Source organism: Paraburkholderia sp. Ac-20340 (assembly GCF_017104965.1).
Classification (GTDB): Bacteria; Pseudomonadota; Gammaproteobacteria; order Burkholderiales; family Burkholderiaceae; genus Paraburkholderia.
The window spans coordinates 1-21,580 of the sequence record NZ_JAAGPR010000039.1; the positions used below are offsets into that span (position 1 = coordinate 1).

The following is a 21,580-nucleotide window of genomic DNA, read 5'->3' on the forward strand; positions in this document are numbered from 1 at the left end:
CCGCTACGTGCAGCAGGGGTGACAGGGGCGGCGGGCGTGACGGGCGCCGCGGCCTGCGGCGCCGCAGGCTGGCCGCCGAGCCACAGGGCCTGCGCGTCGGAGGCGCGCAAACCGGCCTCGCGCAGCGCAGTGCGCGCCGCGCGATTCTGGATGGCGATGAGACGTCGCATGCCACCCGCCCACAGCTTCGTCAGATCTTTCGTCATCAGTGGCCTCGTGAAAGGGGTCGGATACGTAGCAAAAATCTGCCACGCGCATTCGTTGTGCGATGCACAATATCATCAATCTGACAGCGCTGCAGTCGAATGAGTTCTAAAAGAAAATCGTCGTTCGCTGCAGCGCATTAAGCGCAACGAATCGCGGCTATACTGCAAAATCGCGCGACGCCCTGTCGGCCCAACCGGCCGCTCATGCGTTGAATCAATCGATACCCTCTTTCGAACGCGCCACCGTGGTGCCGACTCATGCCCGATTTGCCGCTTAACCTCTGGAATTCGATAACGAACCTCGGCGGTGCAGGTCTCACGTTCCCGCTCGCCGCCGCGATCGCGCTGTGGCTTGTCGCAGGCTATTCGTGGCGCATGGCGGCCAGTTGGGTGGCGCTGCTCGGTGCGGCAATCGGCCTCGTCATACTGACGAAGATCGCCTTCATGGGCTGGGGCGTCGGCGTGCGTTCGTACGATTTCACGGGCCTGAGCGGCCACGCGATGATGTCCACCTCGGTGTATCCGGTGGCGTTCTTCCTGATGCTGCAAGGCGTGCGCGCCCCGCTGCGCGCGGCTGGCGTCGCGCTGGGGTTGATCGTCGGCGTGGTGGTGGCTTTTTCACGCGTCGTACTGGATGCGCATTCGCCTTCGGAGGCCGTGACCGGCACCATCGTCGGCGCGCTGACGGCGCTGGTGTTCGTGCGCTACTGGTGGGATGCGCGTTCGGGCGGGATTTCGACCGCCGTGGTCGCGCTGAGCCTGGCCGCCATCACCGTCGCCTTGCATGATGTGCGCGTGCCCACGCACCGCTGGGTCACCGATATCGCGCTCACCGTTTCCGGTCACGATCAGCCCTTTGTGCGCGCCCGCTGGAAGACCAACCGGCCGATCCGCACGCCCGGCACGCCCACCGCGCCGGTCTCGCAAACCCGCGACACCCTCACGCCGCCGGCGCAACGCCCGGCCTGATCCCGCGAGCGGCATCGTGCTGCTCACGTTCGGCTCTTTCTAGCCCGCCACGCCCAGCAACACGCTCGACGCCTTGAAAACGGCCGTCGCGCTTGCGCCGATGTCGAGCCCGAGCGCATCGACGCTGACATCGGTGATGACGGCCGCGACCACCGTGCCGCCGGGCAATTCGAGCGTCACTTCCGCATTCACCTCGCCGCGCCGCACGTGGCTGACGACGCCGCCAAGCCGGTTACGCGCCGACAGCCGCGCCGCCGCGTCCTCCCTGCCCGCCACCAGCACGACCGAGGACGCCTTCACCAGCGCCACGACCGCCACGCCTTGCGCCAAACCCAAAGCGTCCGCGCTCTCGCGCGTCACGATCGCCGCCAGGCGCTGGCCGCCCGGCAGCGCAATCGACACTTCGTCGTTGACGGCGCCGCGCACGAGTACCGCAACGGTCCCGTAAAGCTGATTGCGCGCACTCGTGCGCAGCGCGAAACGGCCGAGCACGGCCAGATCGACCGACACGCTTTGCGCCGCGTCCCGATTCGACGCACTCTCCAGCGCACTCACCGCCGCCGCCGCGCGCTCCAGAAAACGCCGATGCTCACGCTCGATCGCGCCAAAGGCTTCGATCAGCCGCAACGCGCGCGGCGTGAGTCGCGTGCCGCCGCCGCCCGTCCCGCCGGTCGAGCGCACGACGAGCGGTTCGCCGGCGAGATTATTCATGGCGTCGATGGCGTCCCACGCGCCCTTGTAGCTCATGCCGACCGCCTTGGCCGCGCCCGTGATCGAGCCGCAATCGCGGATCGCCGCGAGCAGCGCGATGCGCGCCGCGCCGCCCAGCATCTGCGGCCCGGACTGGAACCAGACCGAGCCGCCGAGGCCCAGTTCGGGCGCGGCGGCGTGATCGGCGGCATCGGGTGGGAGAGAAGTCGAGGGGACGTTTGTCATCGCGTATTGCGTGTCGCGTATTGCGTGTCGCGTATTGCGTGTCGCGTATTGCGGTCGTGATCGGAAACTTGCATGTTGCGGCGATTATAGAGATGGCGCCCTCACGCGCCGCGCACGATCTTCGGCTGACGCAGATCGCGCAGCAGGCGCTCGCCCTCTTTTGCGGTATAGCGTTTGACCGCTTCACACCAGCCTCGCGCAAAGCCCAGTTGATACGGCTCGGCGTCCATGCGTTCGAGAAAACGCAGCGCCACGGCCGCGTCATTGCCATCGCCCAACACGCTTTGCAGGCGCCCAAGCGTGCGCGCCGTATCCGTGCGCGTGCGGCGCGACGTAATCGGCGCGAAAAACTCGAGCGTGTAGCGCAGATACTTCGCGTTTATGCGCACACGATGACGGCTGGCTTCGTCGATGGCGGTAAGTTTCTGCGCTTGCGCAAGCCGTTCGTAATAGCGATGCACGCGCTTTTTCGCATGGCGACGCAGCGACGGGCCAGCCTCAGCGGATGTGGCGGCATGCTGCGCGAGCGCGGCCAGCCATTGCAGCCACGCGAGCGCCAGATGCGCATAGCGCGGCGATGCGAGCGCCTCGCGCACCCGGCCGCGCGCGGCTTGCCGGCCGGCTTCGGCCTCGTCGCGCAGCGCGCGCCAGCGTTCGGACTCGTTGTCGGCGGCGGCCAGCGCGGGCAGCGTCGATTCGACGAACACATCGCGGTCGCGCGCCTCGCCGAGCAGGCCGCCCAGCCATTTGAGATCGGGTTCGATACGCTCGCGCCAGCCCACGTCCTGCCAGTGCGAAAAAATGCGCATCGCCGTGCGCAACCGGCGCTGCGACACGCGCATCTGGTGAATGAACTCCGTGTTGGCGGAATCGCGCACGCCCGCGTCGTTGCCGAACCATTGCGCGCTGATATTGGCGCCGATCGCCGCCAGCGCGGCCTCGGCGCTCGACGCGCCGCCCAGATCGACCGGATCGGCGTGAATCGCCTTTTCGTCGCCGACGGTGCTGCCGTGCGCCGTGCGCGCCAGCGCGTCGGTCAGGCGCACGAAAGCAGGCAGCGCATCGACCAGCGCGTGCGCGCCGTCAAAAAGCCCGGCGACGAGTGGCGCAGATGGTGCATCGTCAAGCCAGGGCACGCTCAAGCGAAGTTCATGCAGCCGCGCCGTTTCGTCGCGCGGCATTCGCGTGTCGGCATCGAGTTCGAGTGTCAGATCTTCGGCTTCGCGCGGCCACGTCCAGGCGCTTCGCGTCGCCATCAGAGAAGCCGATGGCGCAAGCGGACCGGCCGCCGCCAGCGCCTCGCGAAACGCTTCGGGGGCGGCCTCGAAAAGCGCTGCGTCGAGCCCATCCGTTTCGAGATGCGCCGAGAATATCGGCTCGACGACAACGATGCCCGGCGTCAGCACGTAGCGCCTCGACACGACAACGCTATGCGCGGCGCTTCGCGTCTCCACCGCAATCCGCCAGCCGGCTTTCGCGAGCGCATCGCTGCTATCGAAAGTGACGTTCGAAACGGACTCTACGGGACCGGCCTGCGCAACGAGTGACGGCACCGCGGCGCGCAACGCCGCCGTGACACCGGTTGCCTCTGAACCAGAATCAGAATCAGGCGCAACGGCTGTCTCGCGCGGTGCCGGAGGCGCGCCATTCACGACATCCAGCACGATTTCCAGACGGCGGACCATGAACGCTCCAGGAGTTCGTTGGCGCGACGAGCGGACGGTTTGCGCAGCGCTTCAAACCGAACCGGGGCAAACCGCGTTACTGCCCTGATAGTACACGCGCCGCTGCAGCGATGCTTCCAGAAACGGATTGCGCCTTCCCTTACGCGCACTGACGACGATCAAGATCGTCAGGAGGCGAAAGTGGAAAAATACTTACATATCCCTTCGATCAATCTCGTTTTTATCAGGAGTATTGAGTGTTTCCCGAATACAGAGAACAGATCTCGCACCTCAAGGTCCACGACGAACATTTCGCGCGGCTTTTCAATCGTCACAACGAGCTCGACCAGCAGATCAAGAACATGGAAGCGGGCATCGTTCCCACCCACGGCATGGCCATCGAACATCTCAAGAAAGAGAAACTGCACCTTAAGGATTCGCTCTACTCGATCTTGCGCAAAAACACGAACGACTAGGCATCGCGCACGCTGTTTTTACGCGCTTCAGTCCATTTTCAGACGGCTTCAAATCGCCTCATTGCGCGGCATGCTTCAAAGCGTGCCGCGCGTGAGCGCCTGACCGGAAACACGCGCATGAGCGTCCGGCCACGCCCTATCGAACGAGAACAATCATGTCCAGGACCGCGCCGCAACCCCTCCCTCAGCATTCCGCCGCTAGCGCGCAAACCGCCGACGATGCAAATCTCGGCCCGGCCGCGCGCCGCCCAGGCATCACGCCGCGCAGCGCGCAACGGCGTACCGTCGATGCCGCCGTCGAAGCATCGGCGCAAGCCATCGCAGGTGCCGTTCACGACGTCATGAGCGTGCATCGTTCCGCGCAGCTTGCGGATCAACCCGCGGCGAACAGCGAGCCGCCGGAATCGCTGCTCGATTCCATCGCCGCCTTGATGCGTGGACTGTCGCCCGACGAAGGCGCTCAACTGCGCAGCCTCGTTCTCGAAGGCACGCCATCCGACTGGCAGGCATCGCGCTCGCGTCATCCCGACGACGAACTCGCTTCAGGCTGGCGCGAAGGCCTCTATCCGTATCGCCATCTGATGTCGCGACGCGCCTACGAGCGGCAAAAGTATCGTCTTCAGGTTGAATTGCTGAAACTTCAGGCGTGGGTGCGCGAGACCGGCCAGCGCGTGGTGATTCTGTTCGAAGGGCGCGACGCCGCCGGTAAGGGCGGCACCATCAAGCGCTTCATGGAGCATTTGAATCCGCGCGGGGCGCGCGTCGTTGCGCTGGAGAAGCCCAACGAACTCGAACGCGGCCAATGGTATTTTCAGCGCTATGTGCAACATCTGCCGTCGGCGGGCGAGATCGTCATGTTCGACCGCTCCTGGTATAACCGCGCGGGCGTCGAGCGCGTGATGGACTTCTGCTCGCCCGAGCAATACGCCGACTTCATGCGGCAGGCGCCGGAATTCGAGCGGCAACTGATCCGCAGCGGTATTCACCTGATCAAGTTCTGGTTTTCGGTGAGCCGTGCGGAGCAGCGCCGGCGCTTCAAGGAGCGCAGCGTGCATCCGCTCAAGCAGTGGAAGCTGAGCCCTGTCGATCTGGCCTCGCTCGACAAATGGGACGACTACACGCAGGCCAAGGAGGCGATGTTCGCCCAGACCGATACCGCGGACGCGCCCTGGACCGTGATCCGCTCCGATTGCAAGAAGCGCGCGCGGCTCAATGCAATGCGCTACGTGCTGCAAAAGCTGCCGTATGCGAGCCGGGATGCCGAAGCGATCGGCGTGGTCGATCCGTTGCTGGTCAGCCGGGCGATTTGAGACTTTGCGGCAAGGCTCGAGGCGTGTTGCCTTGAGCCGATCTCAGCGCGTTGCCGCGCCTGCGGGCCGCATCCGCCATTGTTTGCTCGCCGCGCCATCGACGGACGAGTCGAAACCGGTGTCCAGCACCCACTCCCAGTCGGGCGCGGCCATCTTGCCGCCCGTTACGCTGGCCACCTGAGACAGAACCTGATCGCGGTCGGCGAGAAACTTCAGTGAGCCGCACACCACGTTGAAGAGCGGCACCGTGCCATCCACCATGAACACATGGGCGACAACACCGTCTGCGCACGCAACGCGCGTCGAACTGCCGACAGAGCGGGGAAAAGACACTGCAGGTGTGACCATGAAACTCCTCATACGTCAGGCAAAAGAAAGCTTGGCAGCCGCAAACACGTCCTGTGATCCGGTGAGCCCGGAAGGAACCGTGTACTCGCACGCACGGGGAATGACTCGCTCGACCGCCGTGCGTGATACCTGCGAGTTAACGACAACAAGCTGCGCGACTTTACCCATCCGCAGAATGAAGTTTCTTGTCTGACGAATGACGGCGAGTTCAGCGGCACGCTATTGGCAATCACAAGCCCCAATTACCTGCCGCTTTGTCTGCCCGCCCCGAAGCGCTACGCAGCCTGACTTCGCAACGCTCCGGGCGGGCTACCCAGATATTCAACCCGTCATCAACGGCCCAGCGACGCCGCTTCCTGCAGACTCATCGAGCGAGTTTCAGGCGCCAGCATCATCGACACCAGGAAGCCGAGCAAAGTGATTGCCGCCGCCGCGAACATCGTCTCGCCAATCCCGAACTTTTCCAGCGAGATCGGCACGAGCCAGGTCCCAACAGCGCTGCTCAGTGCCGACAGCGATGCACCGAGCCCGACAGCGAAAGCGCGAATCTCCGTGGGGAACAGTTCGTTGGGGTAGACGAACTCCAGCACCTGCGCACCGCCGATAAACAGCGCATAGGCCGCGAAGAGCAGCAGCACGATCCAGCCCGCGGCTTCAGGGAACAGGCCCAGACCGAGTAGCGCGAGTCCCGACCACAGGAAGCTCTGGAGAATGATTGTGCGTCGGCCAATGAAATTGATCAGCCACGTCGCCACCACGCAACCGACGACAAACATCAACGTGATGCCGACCGAACCATAGGACGCGAGACGGCCGGTCAAATTCAGCGCCTGAAACAGCTTGGGCACGAACGCGTAGACCGCGAAAACCGGAATAACCGCGCAGCTCCAGAACATCACCACAAACATGATCCGCTTGCCGTAACCCGCGCGGATGGCGTCCATAAAGCTCATCGCTTTCGCCGCCTTCGGCTCCTCAGCAATATTGCGCAACGAGAACGACGGGCCGAAGACGCGTTTGATCACGGCTTCGGCGTCGGCGCGACGTCCTTTGCTCAGCAGCCATCGCGGCGATTCCGGCGTGCCAACGCGAATGACCAGCAAGATCAACGCGATGATTGCCGGGCTGGCCATGACATGACGCCACGCGTCGGCGCCAGCGCTCGACAGGATGAAATTGCCCGCGATGTACGACAGTGCCGCCCCCACGAACCACAGCACGGTCAGGACCGAGAGTCGCGCACCGCGATGCTTCTGCGGAATGAACTCAGTCAGCAAAGACCCCGCCGCCGTGTATTCGATCCCGACCGCGAGCCCAGAGAGCAGACGCAGAACGGCAAGGCTCGCCCCACTGCCCACCCAGAGCATGCCAATCGAGCAGGCGAGCACGATCGCCGGCGCGACAAAAAACAGTTTCTGACGCCCGAGGCGGTCAGTCAGCCAGCCGCCGACGAATCCGCCGACGAACACACCGACAAGCGCCATCGCTGCTGTAATGCCTTGCCAGAATCCGCCCAGCGCCAAGGCGCTGGACATGGGAATGGTCGCAACGCCGATGATGCTCAGGATGTAGCCGACCATCACCCAGCCGCCGCCGGTGCGTACCGTCAACAGTTGATGAAATGCATTTATCTTTACATCGTCAATCAGTACATCAGATTTAGTAGAACTCATTTTCCTGCTTTATATCCTTACGTGTAGTGGGCACCGTATTCTCGCGACAACGTGTGCGTTGTCATGCTTCGAGACCGGCGCGGAATTGCCCCCACTTCAAAACCGCATTCACGCCAATCGAGAGGAACGGCTCCGGTGGCGTGCTGTTCGGTCCCGGCGAGGCCAGCAGAAATTCCGTGAGTTCGCCGCCTTTGCCCGCCAGCCAGTCGGCGAGCAGCTTGCCGGTCGCCGTGCCGCGCGTGATGCCAAGCCCATTGCAGCACAAGGCGCCATACACATTGGGCGCGAGTTGCCCGAAGAAGCCTTCGTGGTTTTCCGAGAGGCAGATCGCGCCGCTCCACGTGTACTCGAGATCGACCTTCGGCAGCATCGGGAAACGACGCTCGAATGATTTCCGATGGTTCTTGATGTAGCGCTTCAGGTAATTCGCGTTCGGCCTGCCATTCGGATTGAAGCTGAAGCTGTTACGAACCAGGATGCGGTTGTCCATCGTGCGCCGCACCGTGCTGCCGAACGGATCGGCAGGAATCACACCCCAGACGTCCTTGCCGCCGAGTTGAGCCTGCTCCTGAGTCGTCAGCGGGCGGGTCAGGCTGCCATACAGGAACGTCGACAGCAGCCGGCCTTTGAGGAAGCCAAAGTGCGAAGCGAAAGCGTTATTCGTGAGAATCAGCTTTTCGGTCGTAATGCGGCCCTGGTCATGCGCGAGAACGATCTCGTCGCCGTATTCGACGCCGGTGATCGGCGTGTGCTCGTAGAGCGTGACGTTCGCGGGCAGGCTATCCGCCAGGCCCTTCACGAGCGCGGACGGCTGCAGCAGAATCGTGCCGGGAATGAAAAGCGCCTTCTTGTAGAACGACGTGCCGATATGCTCGGGCAGATCCTTCCCTTCGATCATCTGGGTCTCGCGACCGATCTTGGCCAGACCGCTCCGATACGCTTCCAGCACCGCGATGCCGCGATCCTCGACAGCGGCCTGATACTTGCCCGCTTCCGACATCTGGCATTGGATATTGTTTTCCGCGACGATCTCGCGCAGGAAATTCTGGCCGAGCGTATTCAGCTTCAGGACCAGCTTCGCCGTATTCACATCGCCGATGTAGTCCTTTGCGCCGATGTCATGCGGCACATCGATGGCGAAGCCCGCATTTCGGCCTGCCGAGCCAAAGCCGACTTCCTGGGCTTCGACGAGTACGATCTCTTCATCCGGGAAATTCGTCGCGAGTTGCCGGGCTGCGGCGAGTCCGGTCAAGCCCGCGCCGACAATCGTCCAGCGCACGCGCTTCTCGCCCGTATGGCGCGGCTTCGGTCGACGCGCGGCACTCGTGTGATACCAACCCGGGCGCGAATCGTCTCCCGGTAGCGATGTGACTTGCTGCATATTTCCGTCCAGTTATCGATGCGTGCATCTGCCCTGCTGCCGTTTTGTGGCTGTCTTTGCAGCATTCCAGGAGCACCAGTACTTATCCTTCTTGCCGAATAAGACGCGATCCCGGCAGTCCCCTCGAAGACCCGGGATCTGGAAGCCAGCCAACGGTATGCGCTGGCATGGCAAAAGAAAATTCAAGAGCCGAATCCATTCGCACGCGATTCGCCACGAAAGACTGATTAGGCCTACGAAATTAATGGCGTGCCAAAGCCTCGACCTCGCCTCATCGGATGAGGCTATCGATGCGTCATTTCAAATGACACCGGAAGGTTCGCCGCCGCGCGTGCCCGCGCGAGCGCTTTGATTTCAGATCAGCGCTCTATGGCCAACGAACCAGAGCGATTCAGACTCACAAATTTCTTTGTATACAGATTGTCTAACATTGGTAGGCGAGATTATGGACCGTCTCGCGAATCGCGTCAAATGGACGCATCGCACCGAAGGATCGATAATCCGGACGCCAGCGGGATGACGCGTCCAAACCAGCACAAAACGCGCCCCGGTTCGACGGCACCCAAGTAAAACGTTTGCGCGCCAACAACTGCTTTTTAACCATTGCGCGCCCTGCTGTGCCGCATATATTCTGAGCGGGCATCTCGCGAAGCCGATCAGATACTCGAAAAAAATGAAAACTGAGCAAATCGGGGTAACGAATTCCGACTCCAGCCTCTCACGGCAAACGTCTCAGACGGAAGCATCGAGCAATCTGGTTGGCCGGGAGCCTATCCAGCAGTTGGGCTATTCCATTTATCTGCTGAATGCAGAGGGATTGATCAGAACGTGGAACGCCGAAGCTGCGAACGCCACCGGATTCCCGGCGGAGGAAATCGTCGATCGGCACTTCTCGCGCTTCTATTCTTCTGATGAAAAGCTAGCCGAAGTTCCTGCGCAACATCTGCATCTCGCGAGCACAACGGGAAAATTCGAGGCCGAAGGCTGGCGCGTGCGCCCGGACGGCACGCAATTCTGGGCCCATGTCCTCATCGAACCTGTCTACGGCGGCGATGGCGAATTGCACGGGTTCGTCAAGCTGATGCGCGATCGCACCGAAGAACGCTCGCTGGACAAGCCGACGCGCGACCATGAGCGCAGCCTCAGGTTGCTGGTGGAAGGCGTCACCGACTACGCGATCTACATGCTCGACACGAATGGCGTCGTCTCGAACTGGAACGCCGGTGCGCAACGCGCCAAGGGCTATCAGGCGGCCGAGATCGTCGGCAAGCATTTCTCCTGCTTTTACGAACCCGCCGATCGCGAACGCGGCTTGCCGCAACACGGCCTCGAAACGGCGCGTCAAACCGGGAAATTCGAAGCCGAAGGCTGGCGCGTGCGCAAGGACGGACGCCGCTTCTGGGCCCATGTGGTCATTCAGCCGATCTACGACGACGCAGGCGTGCTGTTCGGCTTCGCGAAAATTACCCGCGACTGCAGCGAACAGCGCGAGATTGCGCGCGCGCTCGAAGAGACCACGCGCAATCTGGATCTCGCGCTGGATAACATGTCGCAGGGATTGTGTCTGTTCAATCGCCGCGGACGCCTCGTCCTGTCCAACAACCAGTTCGCCCGCATCCTCGCGCTCCCTGACGGTGCGCTGTTCGAAGGGATGCGGCTGGGTACGCTGCTACGGTGTATCGGCGAGCGTGCCGGCATGCCGCAAGATCAAACGGCGGCGTGGGTCAGAACGTTGCGTACGCAACTGGTTCACCGTTTCGAAGTCAATCAGCAACAGGCGACGATGGAAATCGCCTGTCTGGGCCGCAGCATCTCGGTCGTGACACGCCTGCTGTCGCATGGCGGCTGGGTGTCCACGATCGAAGACATGACCGAACGGCGCATCGCGGAACAACGCATCTCGCATCTCGCCCATCACGATCATCTGACCGACCTGCCCAATCGTCTGCGCTTCCAGGAGCGCTTGTCCGAACTGGCAGAAAGCGCATCCGCCGAGCGGCCGTTTGCGCTGCTTTTTCTCGATCTGGATCGCTTCAAGTCGGTCAACGACACGCTCGGTCATCATGTCGGCGATGAACTGCTCAAGGCCGTCGCGCGACGACTCTCGGACACCGTGCGCGCGAGCGACCAGTTGGCTCGCCTGAGCGGCGATGAATTCGCAATTCTGCAGGTGCCGTTTCGCAGCATGAATGACGCGGCCGAACTCGCGCAACGATGTATCGAGACGCTCTCCGCGCCGTTCGAAATCGCGAGCAATGAAATCAGCATCGGTGCAAGCGTCGGTATCGTCATTCACGCGCGGGCAGGAATCGATGCGGGGACCGTGCTCCAGCGCGCGGACCTCGCGCTCTATGCGGCCAAACGCGATGGCCGCAACTGCTTTCGCCTGTACGAAAGCGGCATGAACAACCCGATCCGGTTGCGCAACGAACTCGAAGACGATCTGCGCCGCGCCCTGCGCGCGAATCAACTGGAATTGCACTATCAGCCGATCGTCGATGCGCATAGCGGCGTCACCACTGCCTGCGAGGCGTTACTGCGCTGGCGTCACCCCAAGCGCGGCCCCATCTCTCCCGCCGAATTCATCCCGGTTGCGGAAGAGCGCGGCCTGATGCCGGAACTCGGCGCGTGGGTGCTGGAGAAGGCGTGTCGAGACGCGGCGCTCTGGCCGTCGCATATTCGCCTGAGCGTCAACGTTTCGCCGGCCCAACTGATTCACGCGGACTTTACGCACATTCTCGCGAAAGCGCTGGTGAATTCCGCACTTCCTGCGCATCGTCTGGAAGTGGAAATCACCGAAACGGTGCTGCTGGAATCGTCTGGCACCTCGTCGCGAATCCTGAACGAAATTCGCGCGATGGGCGTGGGTGTCGCGATGGACGATTTCGGCAAAGGTTATTCGTCATTAGGACTACTGCAGAGCGTTCCCTTTACGCGCGTGAAAATCGATCGCGGTTTTGTGAATGGACTGGGCAACAATCCGAAATCGGCGGCCATTATCCACGCGATCACCGAACTTTGCCGCAGCCTCGATTTGCCGATCACCGCGGAAGGCGTCGAAACGGGCGATCAGCGGCAAGCGTTGCTCGACGAGCGCTGCCACGAACTGCAAGGCTTTTTCTTCGCGCGGCCAGCACCCGTCATTGCGCTCGAACGTTATCTGAACTCGTAGCAAGCGTGTAAGTTCACGAAAGCAGTCGACTTCGTGTGGCCACGCGATTGCTTATGTTGCGTATTGCGCCGCCCCATTCCCAAACGACACTTAATATAACACCGAGAGAAAATCGCTCAGAGCCATACGTGTCAAGGGTTTCCGGCAACCCAGCCGACGTAGGAACGGCCTAATCAGGCTAAATTTCATCCCACTCAAAGCACTGACGCGGATAAGCCTGCAAGGTCATCCGACACCAATTCCCCCCTTCGGGAAGCCCGGTTGCAGCATCCAGATGTGCCGCTACGTCCGGCCCGGTACGCTGAGTTATTCTGCGGCCTGAACGGGCCGCCTCCGCAGCCGCTGCGTGGCCACGCCCCTTCGCTCGCCTTCGTCGGCAGTCGGCCGATTCTGTTGAAAAACTCCGCTGCCGCGAGGCAAGAGAGGTTTTCGAGGATCCTCTCACCTCTGGCGGGTGCTCGCGAGCGGTTTATACGCCGATCAGAGAGGTCGATTTTTTGATCGCTGCGTGCGCAACGACGCGGAACGAGTTTTTCAACACTATCGGCCACGAACTGACGTTCAGCCAGTGCAAGACTCTGCCGTTTGAACTGCAGTGCTCCGATGAGCAGCCGTTAGCCCCGCAGCCATTTCTCGCGTCCATAGTGAAGTTGCCAAACAGCACTGATGGGGTGCTCCCACCCGATCAGCTATTCCGTCGTTGTAGCGACCGGTTGAGTCCACTGTCATGCATTGACGTTCCAATAAGATACTTTCTCTCGCAACCTATACGAGGCAAAATACTACAATGGCACAAACCGCCTAAGCCAATTGTCGTCTAAAAATTGCTAGTCCAAGGGAATGAATGATAGATACAGAACAAGAGGTTTTTTTGCTCGAAGATGTGCAGGAACGGATACCAACCTCCGGGAAACGTGTAACGCGGGTATTGCCGGGAATCAACGGGTGGACAAACATTGGCGCGGTCGCACTAGTCCTTTTCGCTGGTTTTAGCGTTTGGTATTACGTCCACTTAGCTCGTGATGGTGCCAAAACCGCTCCTGTGAGCGAGGCGCTTAGCGATTTTGGACAGTATCTTGGTGGTGTTATTTCTGCCGCAACGGGCTTGGTAACTGTTCTTTTTGTGGCTAAAGCATATTTACAGCAACGAAAAGAATTAGCAGAAGCCAAAACCGAAGCCATACAAGCGAATGAACACAACCAAAGAATTTATCATCTCAGTGTCACACAAAATATAAATCAAACCCTCTTTTCTTGGCTGAGTAGCTACGATGCGCTAATTAATTCCATTTCTCGGAACTCAGGGACCAGCGGCAGGCGTGTACTTCAGGAGCTGTACATTGAATGGTTCGCAAGTGGTCCCGTTGCAAGTGAGATCGAAAATAATGGGCAATACGCTTCAACGGATCCCGATAATAGAACGCAAGCTTTTATTCGATACATAATTAACGGAAACGGCCTTACCTCGGAGGAACTTGACGCTCTTTACAGGCGGTCATCCGACGTATTACTAGATCGCTTTGGCAGAATGTACTCTTCCAACAGAGCTGATTTAGATTCTATTTTTCGGACGATGTATAGGCTGTTATGGTGGCTTGACACGCTAGAGTCTCTTACCTCCAGAGAGAAGTATGATTTTGTTGCGCTTGTTCGGTCTCGCTATTCTTGGATAGAGCAGGCATTTTTTCTTTGTAACTGCATGACTCCTAGAGGAGAGAAATTCGCTCTCTTAGCAGAGAAATATGCACTTTTTGACAACTTCGAAATCGATGCAAGAGAGATACTCTGCTCGGTCATTCAATGGTCCAAAACTCCTACAGGAACTGATCACTTCCGAAACCATCCAACGTTTCAGGCACTATCTGAGTCAGCATTTTCGTCTGATTTAGCTAAGATAGCGCTCGGAATTTCTACTTAATCGGCTCGGCCTTAGCACGCCTGCTGCCATCTCGCTGGGCGATGAAAGCATACGTCCTGACGATCATTCCTATACGCTCTTCAATAGGTCAATGAGTACTGTGGCGCGACTAAATCTATCGAACATCGACCTCAGTGATTGGACCATCGAATGGCCGATGTATCCTAGAAAGCCACGCGTCCGCGAATTTCCCAGATCGGCCACGACCCGACACTCGGTTCAATTGTATGTGCGACCGCTTCGAACCGGGTTCGTGGCTGGATGTTAGCGGTAGCGAAGTCGGGAAGCGGAGGGAGCGGCGGCAATTACCCGGGAAACTGCCAGTATGACTGGCAAACTGCCGCAGATGGGTCGCGCTGTGGCGCACGCTCTACGGAGTCACGGCCGGGTGGCTACTGAATCACCGGAGCTCGGAAAGGGCGTTGTCCCAACGCAAGCTTCCTGCTTGCACTACCGCGGAGCACGCGGGGTCGGGCCATTTTTTGGTTTTTTAATCGACAAAGTCCGCCGCTGCGCTTCTTCCGCCGGCTTCTCGTTGAACCGCTTGATATGGCTTTCGCGTGCATTATCGCTTTGACAGAGTGCGCGTTCGATCCTATGTGAAGTTGGACCGACCGACTCGTTTTTTGCCGGGTACAACGCGTCGATATTGAACGGCACCACGCAGGCGTTGGCCTTTTCCAAGCTTCGATCTACCGCATGGAGAATGACGTTGAAGATGTTTACTTTCAACTGCTCAGGACGGTCGTACCAATGCTTGACGAGCGTGTCTACAGCGTGCAGCGAGTCGTAAAATTCCACGAGCACTACCGCATCGTCTCCCGGTAAGTCGTGGAATTGCGGGGCACTGGGGTAAAGGACAGGCATGAACGGCACAAAGTCTACCTGAATGTCGTTCGGCAACGCATGGCCCCAAGCCGCTGAAGAATAGTTAGCAAGCGCCCGCTGGTGCACGTGGAGAATTTTGTCAATGAGCCGCATCAGCTCCGGTGTCAAGAACCGTTTGGCATTAAGTTCCCGCTCAGCCTTCTGAGCCGCGTTGGCGCGTTGCGCGTTGTTCGCCGTTATCCATCCGCCGAGCATCGTCGCGCCTGCGCCGAACAGCGCTCCAGCAATCGCGGGAATACTGAACGCGAGACCTAGTATGCCGACGAAAAATAGCGTGCCTGATAGCGCGAGCTGTGGATTTCGCCGCAGCAATTCCCAAATCTCTCGTAAATCTGGCTTCAGTTCATCCATCGACGTATATTGAGCCTGTCGTTTGTCGTTATCGGGACTTGATTCAGTAGGACACTGTCCGAGCAGACCAATGGTGTTACTACAAGTACCACGACGGCTCGTCGTTCCACTCAGAAATTATGCCTTCGGCCTCAATATGGTTGGGGAGTAATTCGCGAAGGCGTTCCACTTTGCGATCCATGATCGTACGATCACCAGAAAGAGTCATCAGGACGGCGCCGTCAACTTCAAGCTTCACAGCCGCGTCGGCGAGATCTTGAATATCGCTATCGGCGATTATTTCCGCGCTGATCTTGGCTTCCCCGATGATGAATTTATTATCAACGGTACAGACAACATCCAGTTCGCGGGTTGCTCGACCGCCCTGATTTTCTGGGTAGTCTGCATAAAGACTCATTTGCGGACTAAAAACAAATGCGCTCTTGGACTTATGTCGTAATGCCGACAAGGCCCAAGCCACGGTCAAAGTGTCATGTTCGCGTAGGCATGTGGCAAAGAAATCGTTGAGACGGAAGTCCAATGTGATGTCGACAGGCAATTGATGTGCACTTCCGCAAACTTCACAAACCATAGCGTTCTTCAGAGCATCCACCGTCACCCAGTTGCGGTGCGCGCAATGCCAGCAACTCCACTCGTGTCCACGATAGAAGATGCCACGATCAAGCAGATAACTCAGTGAGCGCCTGAGTTCGCCTCTTGCCTCACCCAAAATTTCGTCCCGGCGAGTGACCATATTCTGATCAAGCTGGATGGCCTGCTCAAGTTCGGCTAACCACGCTTGTAACAGCTTATCAAACTGTGTTGTGGTTTTCGGCGCACGAAGTCGAGCAGACTTCTCTATGACGCGCTGAGCAAGGTTTTGCCAGCCCGCTTCATCATTTATCGTTAGCGTACCCTCACGTGCTCTCAAACGACGTTGCAGATAGGTGATGATCTCTGTCTTCTGATCCTGAGCCGGCGTAGCCATTTTCAGAAATTGATTGCGCCAGAAATGATTTCCTAACGTATTCTCGGCATCATTCAGAGAGCCAAAAAGCCCCAGCATTCCACGCAGATAGGAGCCCTTGTCGGACGGCACAGCATAGCGATAAGCAGCGGTTTTCTGAAGCGCCTGACGCATGTCGCCGTAATTGTACTGGGGTGCATCCGTCAGCAGGCTGCGGATGAACTCGTCATCTGACGGAGTACTTATCTCGAAAGAGGACTGGTTAATGTCAACGGGCCGTGAAATCGCCCCATCCCGTAGTATCCGGGCTTCACGTATCGGACAAAACATCCTGACCAGCTGACGACGCCGAGGCAACCGCCATTCCTCGCGTACGTTCGCGAAACGACCATTGTCATTCAGCCGGTCGATCGACAGGTCCACATACCATGAGCCGCGCGAGAAAATCGGATGCTGACCGATGGCGTACTTAAGATGATAAGGGTTCGGTACAGCCAAAGTAAGACTATCGCCGGTAATCCGTATCTCGTTTCCATCCAATGGATCATTCGGCCACCTGCGACCGCCTGCATGGACGTGCGTGAGGTCATCGGGGCAACATTCGTCAAGCGTTGCTATGGGGCGAACTTCGGTCCAGATGTGTTGGTCATCGCGGAGTTGACGAGCTATGGCATCGAGCTGGTCCAACGGTAACGAGTGCGAGCGCAAAATAACTCTGCCACTACCGCCCTGCTGATTGATCCAGTTCTTTCGGTTAAGGTATTTGGCGAGAATGGATAGCTTGCCCCGGTCAGTCGCGACGTGCGCAGGAACGCGCATCGTTTTTATTGACTGATGCTGGGCGTCGTCAAACAAAAGCGCAGCATTCCAGCACGACACTCGATCCGCAAAACTATCGCCAATCACCATGCAAAAAGCCTGGTTCCATGCATGCGGCAGATGGAAGCGCTGCGAGGCCAGATTAGAGAGTTGAGCAAGTGTTGCGATGTTACCGCTATTTGTTAGGCGCTCGATGGCGGCGTAGGCATCTTGGATTTCCTCGCCATTAACTGCCCTGATATGCCAGCGGTTGGCTGGTGCGTCTGGCGGCGTAAGCATTAGAGCACGCAGATCTATTTGGTCGTGCAACGGAAAAGGATCGAGGCTGCCACAGAGTGTGCCGAAGTTGTCCTTGATGATACCGTCGTCGCCCCAATCCGGGTAACGGTCGAGAATAAACTCTGGCGCAGTTTGAAACGGTCCTGAGACAACCCTAAAGAACGGCAGCCAAGAGATTGCCGGCAAGCTTGGCAAATCGACGCCGACACGTGGGTGTTGCTCAATCGTGCCGTGTACACGCTCACGCTGCTGGATCGTTGTATCACCAAGCAGCCGCGCGAGAGGCTCTACCAGGCCGGCATTGTCATAGGTTAGAAGCAGAGCATAATCCGGATCAAGTTGCCGCAACCAGTTCTTGTAACGATCCGAGATCTGTCCGTCGACAGCGGGAACGACTAGCGACTGGCGGCCACCATGACGGCCAAAACATTCGGCAAATATCGCGTCAAGCCACGCATGGCTGTCGACGCCGTCCTCGATCACGTAGGCCACTCGGAGTGGACGCGGTATCGCCTTAATTTTAGCGTCTGGTTTCATCATCGAGTAACGTTCACGCCTCACGAAAACGATTACTGAAACATCGCGGTAGTTGCACAACCCTCCCTGAAGGGGATTGTCTCGATGGCGACCATTCGGCCGTCATCGTAATCTTCACCCCGGGTGCCTCATTCGACTTTGAGCTGCCAATGCAAATGTAGTCGCAAAATTCACCGCGAACAAAGCGTCAGCACGCGTCAAGGACGTAGAGTCTTGCATACGTTGCCAGGTGAAGTTCCCACCCGCCATTCGCAGTACGATAGGGACGACAGACTCGAAATGGATAAGATCATTCAGGTTTGCGGCGAGGGCAAGCATGAGTGCAATACGCTCGGTTCTGGACGCCAAACCATCAACATACCTTTCAATGTCGCGCACAAGACGCGCCGCAGGGTCATCAAATCTTAAGCCCGATCAGGGCCCCCACGAACTGGATCGCGCGGAAAGTAGTGCGATAAGCTCGCCAGATGCAACAACAACCGATTCGGCGCTGTGCCCGAGGGCCTTCTCGACTTCGCCTTCCCGCAGTCCCTCGTGAGCCAAGTTCAGCCTCTCCCGGACTGCGCTTGAGATCACAAGGTCAGTAATAGACAACTCAGAGAATCGAACGTTGAAGAAGCGCTCAGCTGCTACATCGAAGAAATCTTCGACATGGGCCAGCATTCGTCGTGCGTCTGTCTTGTCCGGCACCAAGCCATAGTGCTTAAAGTTTACACGTGCCTTGTTTAATTCAATGAGCTTCGCTCGAAATGGCACATACTTGTCCTCATCGCCGTTAGCTGCGATGTCGATGTAGTCCATGCATTTGATGAATTCATCAGGGATCTTCTGACCTGGAACGGGGTACTCTTTCATCACTGCACGCAGGAATAGCTCAACCGAATCCTGTGCGATTGAGACGGCAAGACCAACATGGATGCCGTCGTTACGTGCAAGATAGGTTTCTGCTTCTGCATATAAGGCGCGACACATTACGACCTGGTGGATATCCATATTTTTCCTAAGCAGAAGCACATGACCGAAAACGAATCATGTGGTTACCGCATCGAAGTCCACGAGCCGCGCAATGCGCAGGAGTACAGGTGACGGTCCCAACAAATCCCCACCTCCAGCAGTGGCCTGGGTACTGAAGAACCCCGTTCGTCGCATTCCGTCCGCAACAGCGGCAAATTCCGCATCATCGCCAAAGACGCTCGGGACGAGATCGCGCTGAGATTTTAGCGTGGCGGCCCTCATGCGCTCGAACTCGTCACCCTTCTGCTCTATCGCCTGATTCCAGTGCCTGAGAATACAACCCGTCAAAAGTATCTCGTCTCGTCGCAACGGCGCGAGAACATCCGCATAGTAGAGAAATTCATCGGCCTTGACGAGGCCAAACCGCGCTTGGCCACAAAATACATCAGCAAGCAATCGTAAGTTGGTTCGCGCAGCACCTTCTTGTGCCGCGCGCAAATAGCGATAGACAATCGCAACCGACTCCTCAACATCGGACTCACTAAACCGGACATCGCCGCGCGCAATTGCCTCCATCATGACTTCTCGCGCATTATCTATACGCTTTTGAAGAAGCGCATTCAGCGCTTCGCCAGCAACGCCACCACCTACAATCGAAAAGACACTGAAGATATCCCCAATAACTGCTGAAATGCTAGCGCCCAAGGCAAATTCCTTCCTAGTAAATCTCGCTTACCACTATGCGAAATGCATGTACGTTTAGTGATGTAACTACTGTCGCAACTGTACACTCAATCACGCGCTTCTCGGCGCCCACCGTCCACACTCTCAAGTCTGGCGCGTGATTGCCGTTGAACCTATATGACTGTTCGATGCCGCACATCAAACCGATAGCCCACTCAGCCAGAAAATCTGAATTCAGGGTGAACTCCCCTTTGACTATACATATCTCACACGGCCAGTCGAGGGAGGATCGGCCGGCTAAAGGCGAGCGATAAGTTGGGCCAACGAACTGGCGCGAGTCACCGGACGGCACGAACCGACATTCGCCGGGCAGGCCAGGATGATTTCAGCGAACGACACGTTCGATCACTTCAGTAGTGGCGCCACACCGCTAATAAGTTAAGGAGGATGGATGGAAATTCTTGAAGCATATTGTGTGGAACTTGGCAAAGTTGTGGATATCTACGATGCACAGAAAGCCTACTTCGCCTTGCCAGAAAATCGTCGAAAGCGATTTACCTTCCGTTGTTCCGATGATGCTTGCCGAGCGGAAAAAAACCCGCTTGTGTCCGGAGTCAATTACGATAAGTTGGTCGAGGATACCGAAAAATTTCGTCAGATTCACTTTCGAGCGCCGGTCGGAAATCCGCACCTCGAAACGTGCATCTGGGTGCAAGGACATGAGCAGCGTCAGACTGGCGGCGGTAACGCCGACAGTGATCCGCACCCTCGGGTGGCGCGATCCAAGTCAACTAACGTGATCGACGTTTTCCGACCGAAAACCTCTGATCTGTCGGCTGATGGGCCATCCGGCAGACCGGTAACCAACTCTCCCGTAGATCGCGAACCACCGGATGTGAATCCATCGACGGGCCGCGGCGCCCGTACACGCGATGGCTACAGCAGTACGTCGCTCCTGGAACGCTTCATCGATTGCTGGGCGCAGTTTGAAGGCGATGAGCTCAAAGAGCATCAGGTCGTCATTGGGGGAAAAACGCTCAGCTATCGTCAAGCTGTTTTACGCCCGGACTGGATTACGCCGGACGAGAACGGTCGCCGGATCGTATGCGGTGGCGCACGCGTCAAGTTTTGGCCAGAAGACACGCCGAAGCGGATATACATAAACTTCATGGACGAATGCGAAAAATTCGATGAAAGCGAAGGCGGCCGGTCGCTCACGATCGATTTACCTTTGTCACGTGTGCACGCTTATGGCGGAGGTGCCTTGCTGATGAAAAAGATCGAACAGGCCCAAGCGCCTGGCCACTATTTGAAAGTCTATTTTTGGGGAAAAATTAACGCGCGTGATCAACGACCAGGCTACGTTGTCGAAATCGAGGCGCTCGACAATCTGGTATTCAAGGCGATTGCACGACAATCTGACGCTACTGCTGCGGCTGCGCCTCTAGACTCGCGCAACGGCTAGCACACGGCGGCCGGTGGCCTTCCCTACCGAGCTTGCGCCGATTCAAGGCAATCGCATAAGTACATCACGACCCAGAAAGGATTTCCGGCGCCGCCTTCGTCCTTCCTGGGTCGAGTGACCTGACACGTTTGCTCAAGTCGCGTATTGCGCCGCCCCATTCCCAAACGACCAATTCTCCCTCGCGACATCCACGAGATTGACGAACACATCCTCGCGCCTGACGCCCGGCGCCTGCGCGAGGTTTTCCGCGATCTGTGCAAACAGCGCCTTCTTCTGATCCTGCCCGCGCGTATTGCTCACGGCGATCTGGATCATCACCAGATCATCGCTGCGCTCGATGCCCAAATAGTGCCGGCCAAAGACAAAATTATCGGCATCGTGTTCGGTGACGATCATGAACTGGTCGTCCTCGGGCACCTTGAACACGTCCATCAGCGCGCGGTGCACGCCCTGCATGAGGGCCTTGCGATACGTTGCGGGCTTGCCGGCGCGAACGGCGATACGAGTGAAAGGCATGTCGGTCTCCATCAGGGTTGATTGAACATGACATCAGCTTAGTCCGCGCTTATCATAATAAACAGACATCACTCGATATTTCATTCAT

The 21,580-nt window shown here is 58.3% G+C and carries 16 protein-coding genes and 1 pseudogene; 6 read left to right on the forward strand and 11 right to left on the reverse strand.

The annotated features are described in order from the left end of the window. A pseudogene (locus tag G3N59_RS31770) lies at nt 1–206 on the reverse strand (esterase); the annotation flags it as partial. A 258-nt stretch (nt 207–464) separates the two neighbouring features. Here G3N59_RS31770 and G3N59_RS31775 point away from each other — a divergent pair. Next, entirely contained in the window at nt 465–1,175 is a 711-nt protein-coding gene (locus tag G3N59_RS31775) for a phosphatase PAP2 family protein (protein ID WP_205986816.1), read from the forward strand. A 39-nt stretch (nt 1,176–1,214) separates the two neighbouring features. Here G3N59_RS31775 and G3N59_RS31780 read toward each other — a convergent pair whose 3' ends face one another. Next, entirely contained in the window at nt 1,215–2,111 is an 897-nt protein-coding gene (locus tag G3N59_RS31780) for a TOBE domain-containing protein (RefSeq protein WP_205986817.1), read from the reverse strand. Nucleotides 2,112–2,212: 101 nt separating this feature from the next. Continuing rightward, nucleotides 2,213–3,796, reverse strand: coding sequence for a CHAD domain-containing protein (locus tag G3N59_RS31785; protein ID WP_205986818.1), 1,584 nt, complete (start codon nt 3,794–3,796; stop codon nt 2,213–2,215). A 236-nt stretch (nt 3,797–4,032) separates the two neighbouring features. Between G3N59_RS31785 and G3N59_RS31790 the strand changes: the two genes are divergently transcribed. Together G3N59_RS31790 and ppk2 are read left to right on the forward strand one after the other, a co-directional pair. Then, the gene (locus G3N59_RS31790; protein ID WP_205986819.1) at nt 4,033–4,251 is read left to right on the forward strand and encodes a YdcH family protein; all 219 of its coding nucleotides are present in this window, start codon (nt 4,033–4,035) and stop codon (nt 4,249–4,251) included. Nucleotides 4,252–4,406: 155 nt separating this feature from the next. After that, complete coding sequence (gene ppk2, locus G3N59_RS31795) at nt 4,407–5,561, forward strand: polyphosphate kinase 2 (protein WP_205986820.1); 1,155 nt, start codon at nt 4,407–4,409, stop codon at nt 5,559–5,561. A gap of 42 nt (nt 5,562–5,603) precedes the next feature. On the opposite strand, the gene G3N59_RS31800 is transcribed toward ppk2, so the two are convergent. The 3 genes from G3N59_RS31800 to G3N59_RS31810 all read right to left on the reverse strand — a co-directional run bounded on the left by G3N59_RS31800 (nt 5,604) and on the right by G3N59_RS31810 (nt 8,963). After that, the gene (locus G3N59_RS31800) at nt 5,604–5,909 is read right to left on the reverse strand and encodes a hypothetical protein (RefSeq protein WP_205986821.1); all 306 of its coding nucleotides are present in this window, start codon (nt 5,907–5,909) and stop codon (nt 5,604–5,606) included. Nucleotides 5,910–6,241: 332 nt separating this feature from the next. Then, nucleotides 6,242–7,519, reverse strand: a complete 1,278-nt coding sequence (locus tag G3N59_RS31805) for an MFS transporter (protein WP_241024553.1) — start codon at nt 7,517–7,519, stop codon at nt 6,242–6,244. Nucleotides 7,520–7,643: 124 nt separating this feature from the next. Beyond that, the gene (locus G3N59_RS31810) at nt 7,644–8,963 is read right to left on the reverse strand and encodes an FAD-binding oxidoreductase (protein ID WP_205986823.1); all 1,320 of its coding nucleotides are present in this window, start codon (nt 8,961–8,963) and stop codon (nt 7,644–7,646) included. A gap of 781 nt (nt 8,964–9,744) precedes the next feature. Between G3N59_RS31810 and G3N59_RS31815 the strand changes: the two genes are divergently transcribed. After that, the gene (locus G3N59_RS31815; RefSeq protein ID WP_205986824.1) at nt 9,745–12,135 is read left to right on the forward strand and encodes an EAL domain-containing protein; all 2,391 of its coding nucleotides are present in this window, start codon (nt 9,745–9,747) and stop codon (nt 12,133–12,135) included. A gap of 844 nt (nt 12,136–12,979) precedes the next feature. Then, nucleotides 12,980–14,053 carry a putative phage abortive infection protein gene (locus G3N59_RS31820; protein ID WP_205986825.1) on the forward strand — a complete coding sequence of 358 codons (1,074 nt, stop codon included), beginning with the start codon at nt 12,980–12,982 and terminating at the stop codon, nt 14,051–14,053. 450 nt (nt 14,054–14,503) lie between these two features. Here G3N59_RS31820 and G3N59_RS31825 read toward each other — a convergent pair whose 3' ends face one another. From G3N59_RS31825 to G3N59_RS31840, 4 genes are all read right to left on the reverse strand, one after another. Beyond that, on the reverse strand, nt 14,504–15,292 hold the full coding sequence (locus G3N59_RS31825) for a hypothetical protein (RefSeq protein ID WP_205986826.1): 789 nt from the start codon (nt 15,290–15,292) through the stop codon (nt 14,504–14,506). Nucleotides 15,293–15,371: 79 nt separating this feature from the next. Continuing rightward, nucleotides 15,372–17,876 (reverse strand): hypothetical protein, encoded by a 2,505-nt coding sequence (locus tag G3N59_RS31830; RefSeq protein ID WP_205986827.1) that lies wholly within the window; start codon nt 17,874–17,876, stop codon nt 15,372–15,374. Between the two features lie 411 nt (nt 17,877–18,287). Next, on the reverse strand, nt 18,288–18,866 hold the full coding sequence (locus tag G3N59_RS31835) for a hypothetical protein (protein WP_205986828.1): 579 nt from the start codon (nt 18,864–18,866) through the stop codon (nt 18,288–18,290). Between the two features lie 36 nt (nt 18,867–18,902). Continuing rightward, on the reverse strand, nt 18,903–19,532 hold the full coding sequence (locus G3N59_RS31840) for a hypothetical protein (protein ID WP_205986829.1): 630 nt from the start codon (nt 19,530–19,532) through the stop codon (nt 18,903–18,905). A gap of 430 nt (nt 19,533–19,962) precedes the next feature. On the opposite strand from G3N59_RS31840, the gene G3N59_RS37165 reads away from it, so the two are divergent. After that, nucleotides 19,963–20,976, forward strand: coding sequence for a hypothetical protein (locus G3N59_RS37165; protein WP_241024555.1), 1,014 nt, complete (start codon nt 19,963–19,965; stop codon nt 20,974–20,976). Between the two features lie 132 nt (nt 20,977–21,108). On the opposite strand, the gene G3N59_RS31850 is transcribed toward G3N59_RS37165, so the two are convergent. Further along, nucleotides 21,109–21,492, reverse strand: coding sequence for a tautomerase family protein (locus tag G3N59_RS31850; RefSeq protein WP_205986830.1), 384 nt, complete (start codon nt 21,490–21,492; stop codon nt 21,109–21,111). Nucleotides 21,493–21,580: the final 88 nt, after the last annotated feature.

Coding starts and splice junctions, on each gene's coding strand:
- G3N59_RS31800 (WP_205986821.1), bottom strand. CDS start 5,909: ATGGTCACACCTGCAGTGTCTTTTCCCCGCTCTGTCGGCAGTTCGACG.
- G3N59_RS31785 (WP_205986818.1), bottom strand. CDS start 3,796: ATGGTCCGCCGTCTGGAAATCGTGCTGGATGTCGTGAATGGCGCGCCT.
- G3N59_RS31830 (WP_205986827.1), bottom strand. CDS start 17,876: ATGATGAAACCAGACGCTAAAATTAAGGCGATACCGCGTCCACTCCGA.
- G3N59_RS31810 (WP_205986823.1), bottom strand. CDS start 8,963: ATGCAGCAAGTCACATCGCTACCGGGAGACGATTCGCGCCCGGGTTGG.
- G3N59_RS31850 (WP_205986830.1), bottom strand. CDS start 21,492: ATGCCTTTCACTCGTATCGCCGTTCGCGCCGGCAAGCCCGCAACGTAT.
- G3N59_RS31780 (WP_205986817.1), bottom strand. CDS start 2,111: ATGACAAACGTCCCCTCGACTTCTCTCCCACCCGATGCCGCCGATCAC.
- G3N59_RS31835 (WP_205986828.1), bottom strand. CDS start 18,866: ATGGATATCCACCAGGTCGTAATGTGTCGCGCCTTATATGCAGAAGCA.
- G3N59_RS31775 (WP_205986816.1), top strand. CDS start 465: ATGCCCGATTTGCCGCTTAACCTCTGGAATTCGATAACGAACCTCGGC.
- G3N59_RS37165 (WP_241024555.1), top strand. CDS start 19,963: ATGGAAATTCTTGAAGCATATTGTGTGGAACTTGGCAAAGTTGTGGAT.
- ppk2 (WP_205986820.1), top strand. CDS start 4,407: ATGTCCAGGACCGCGCCGCAACCCCTCCCTCAGCATTCCGCCGCTAGC.
- G3N59_RS31825 (WP_205986826.1), bottom strand. CDS start 15,292: ATGGATGAACTGAAGCCAGATTTACGAGAGATTTGGGAATTGCTGCGG.
- G3N59_RS31820 (WP_205986825.1), top strand. CDS start 12,980: ATGATAGATACAGAACAAGAGGTTTTTTTGCTCGAAGATGTGCAGGAA.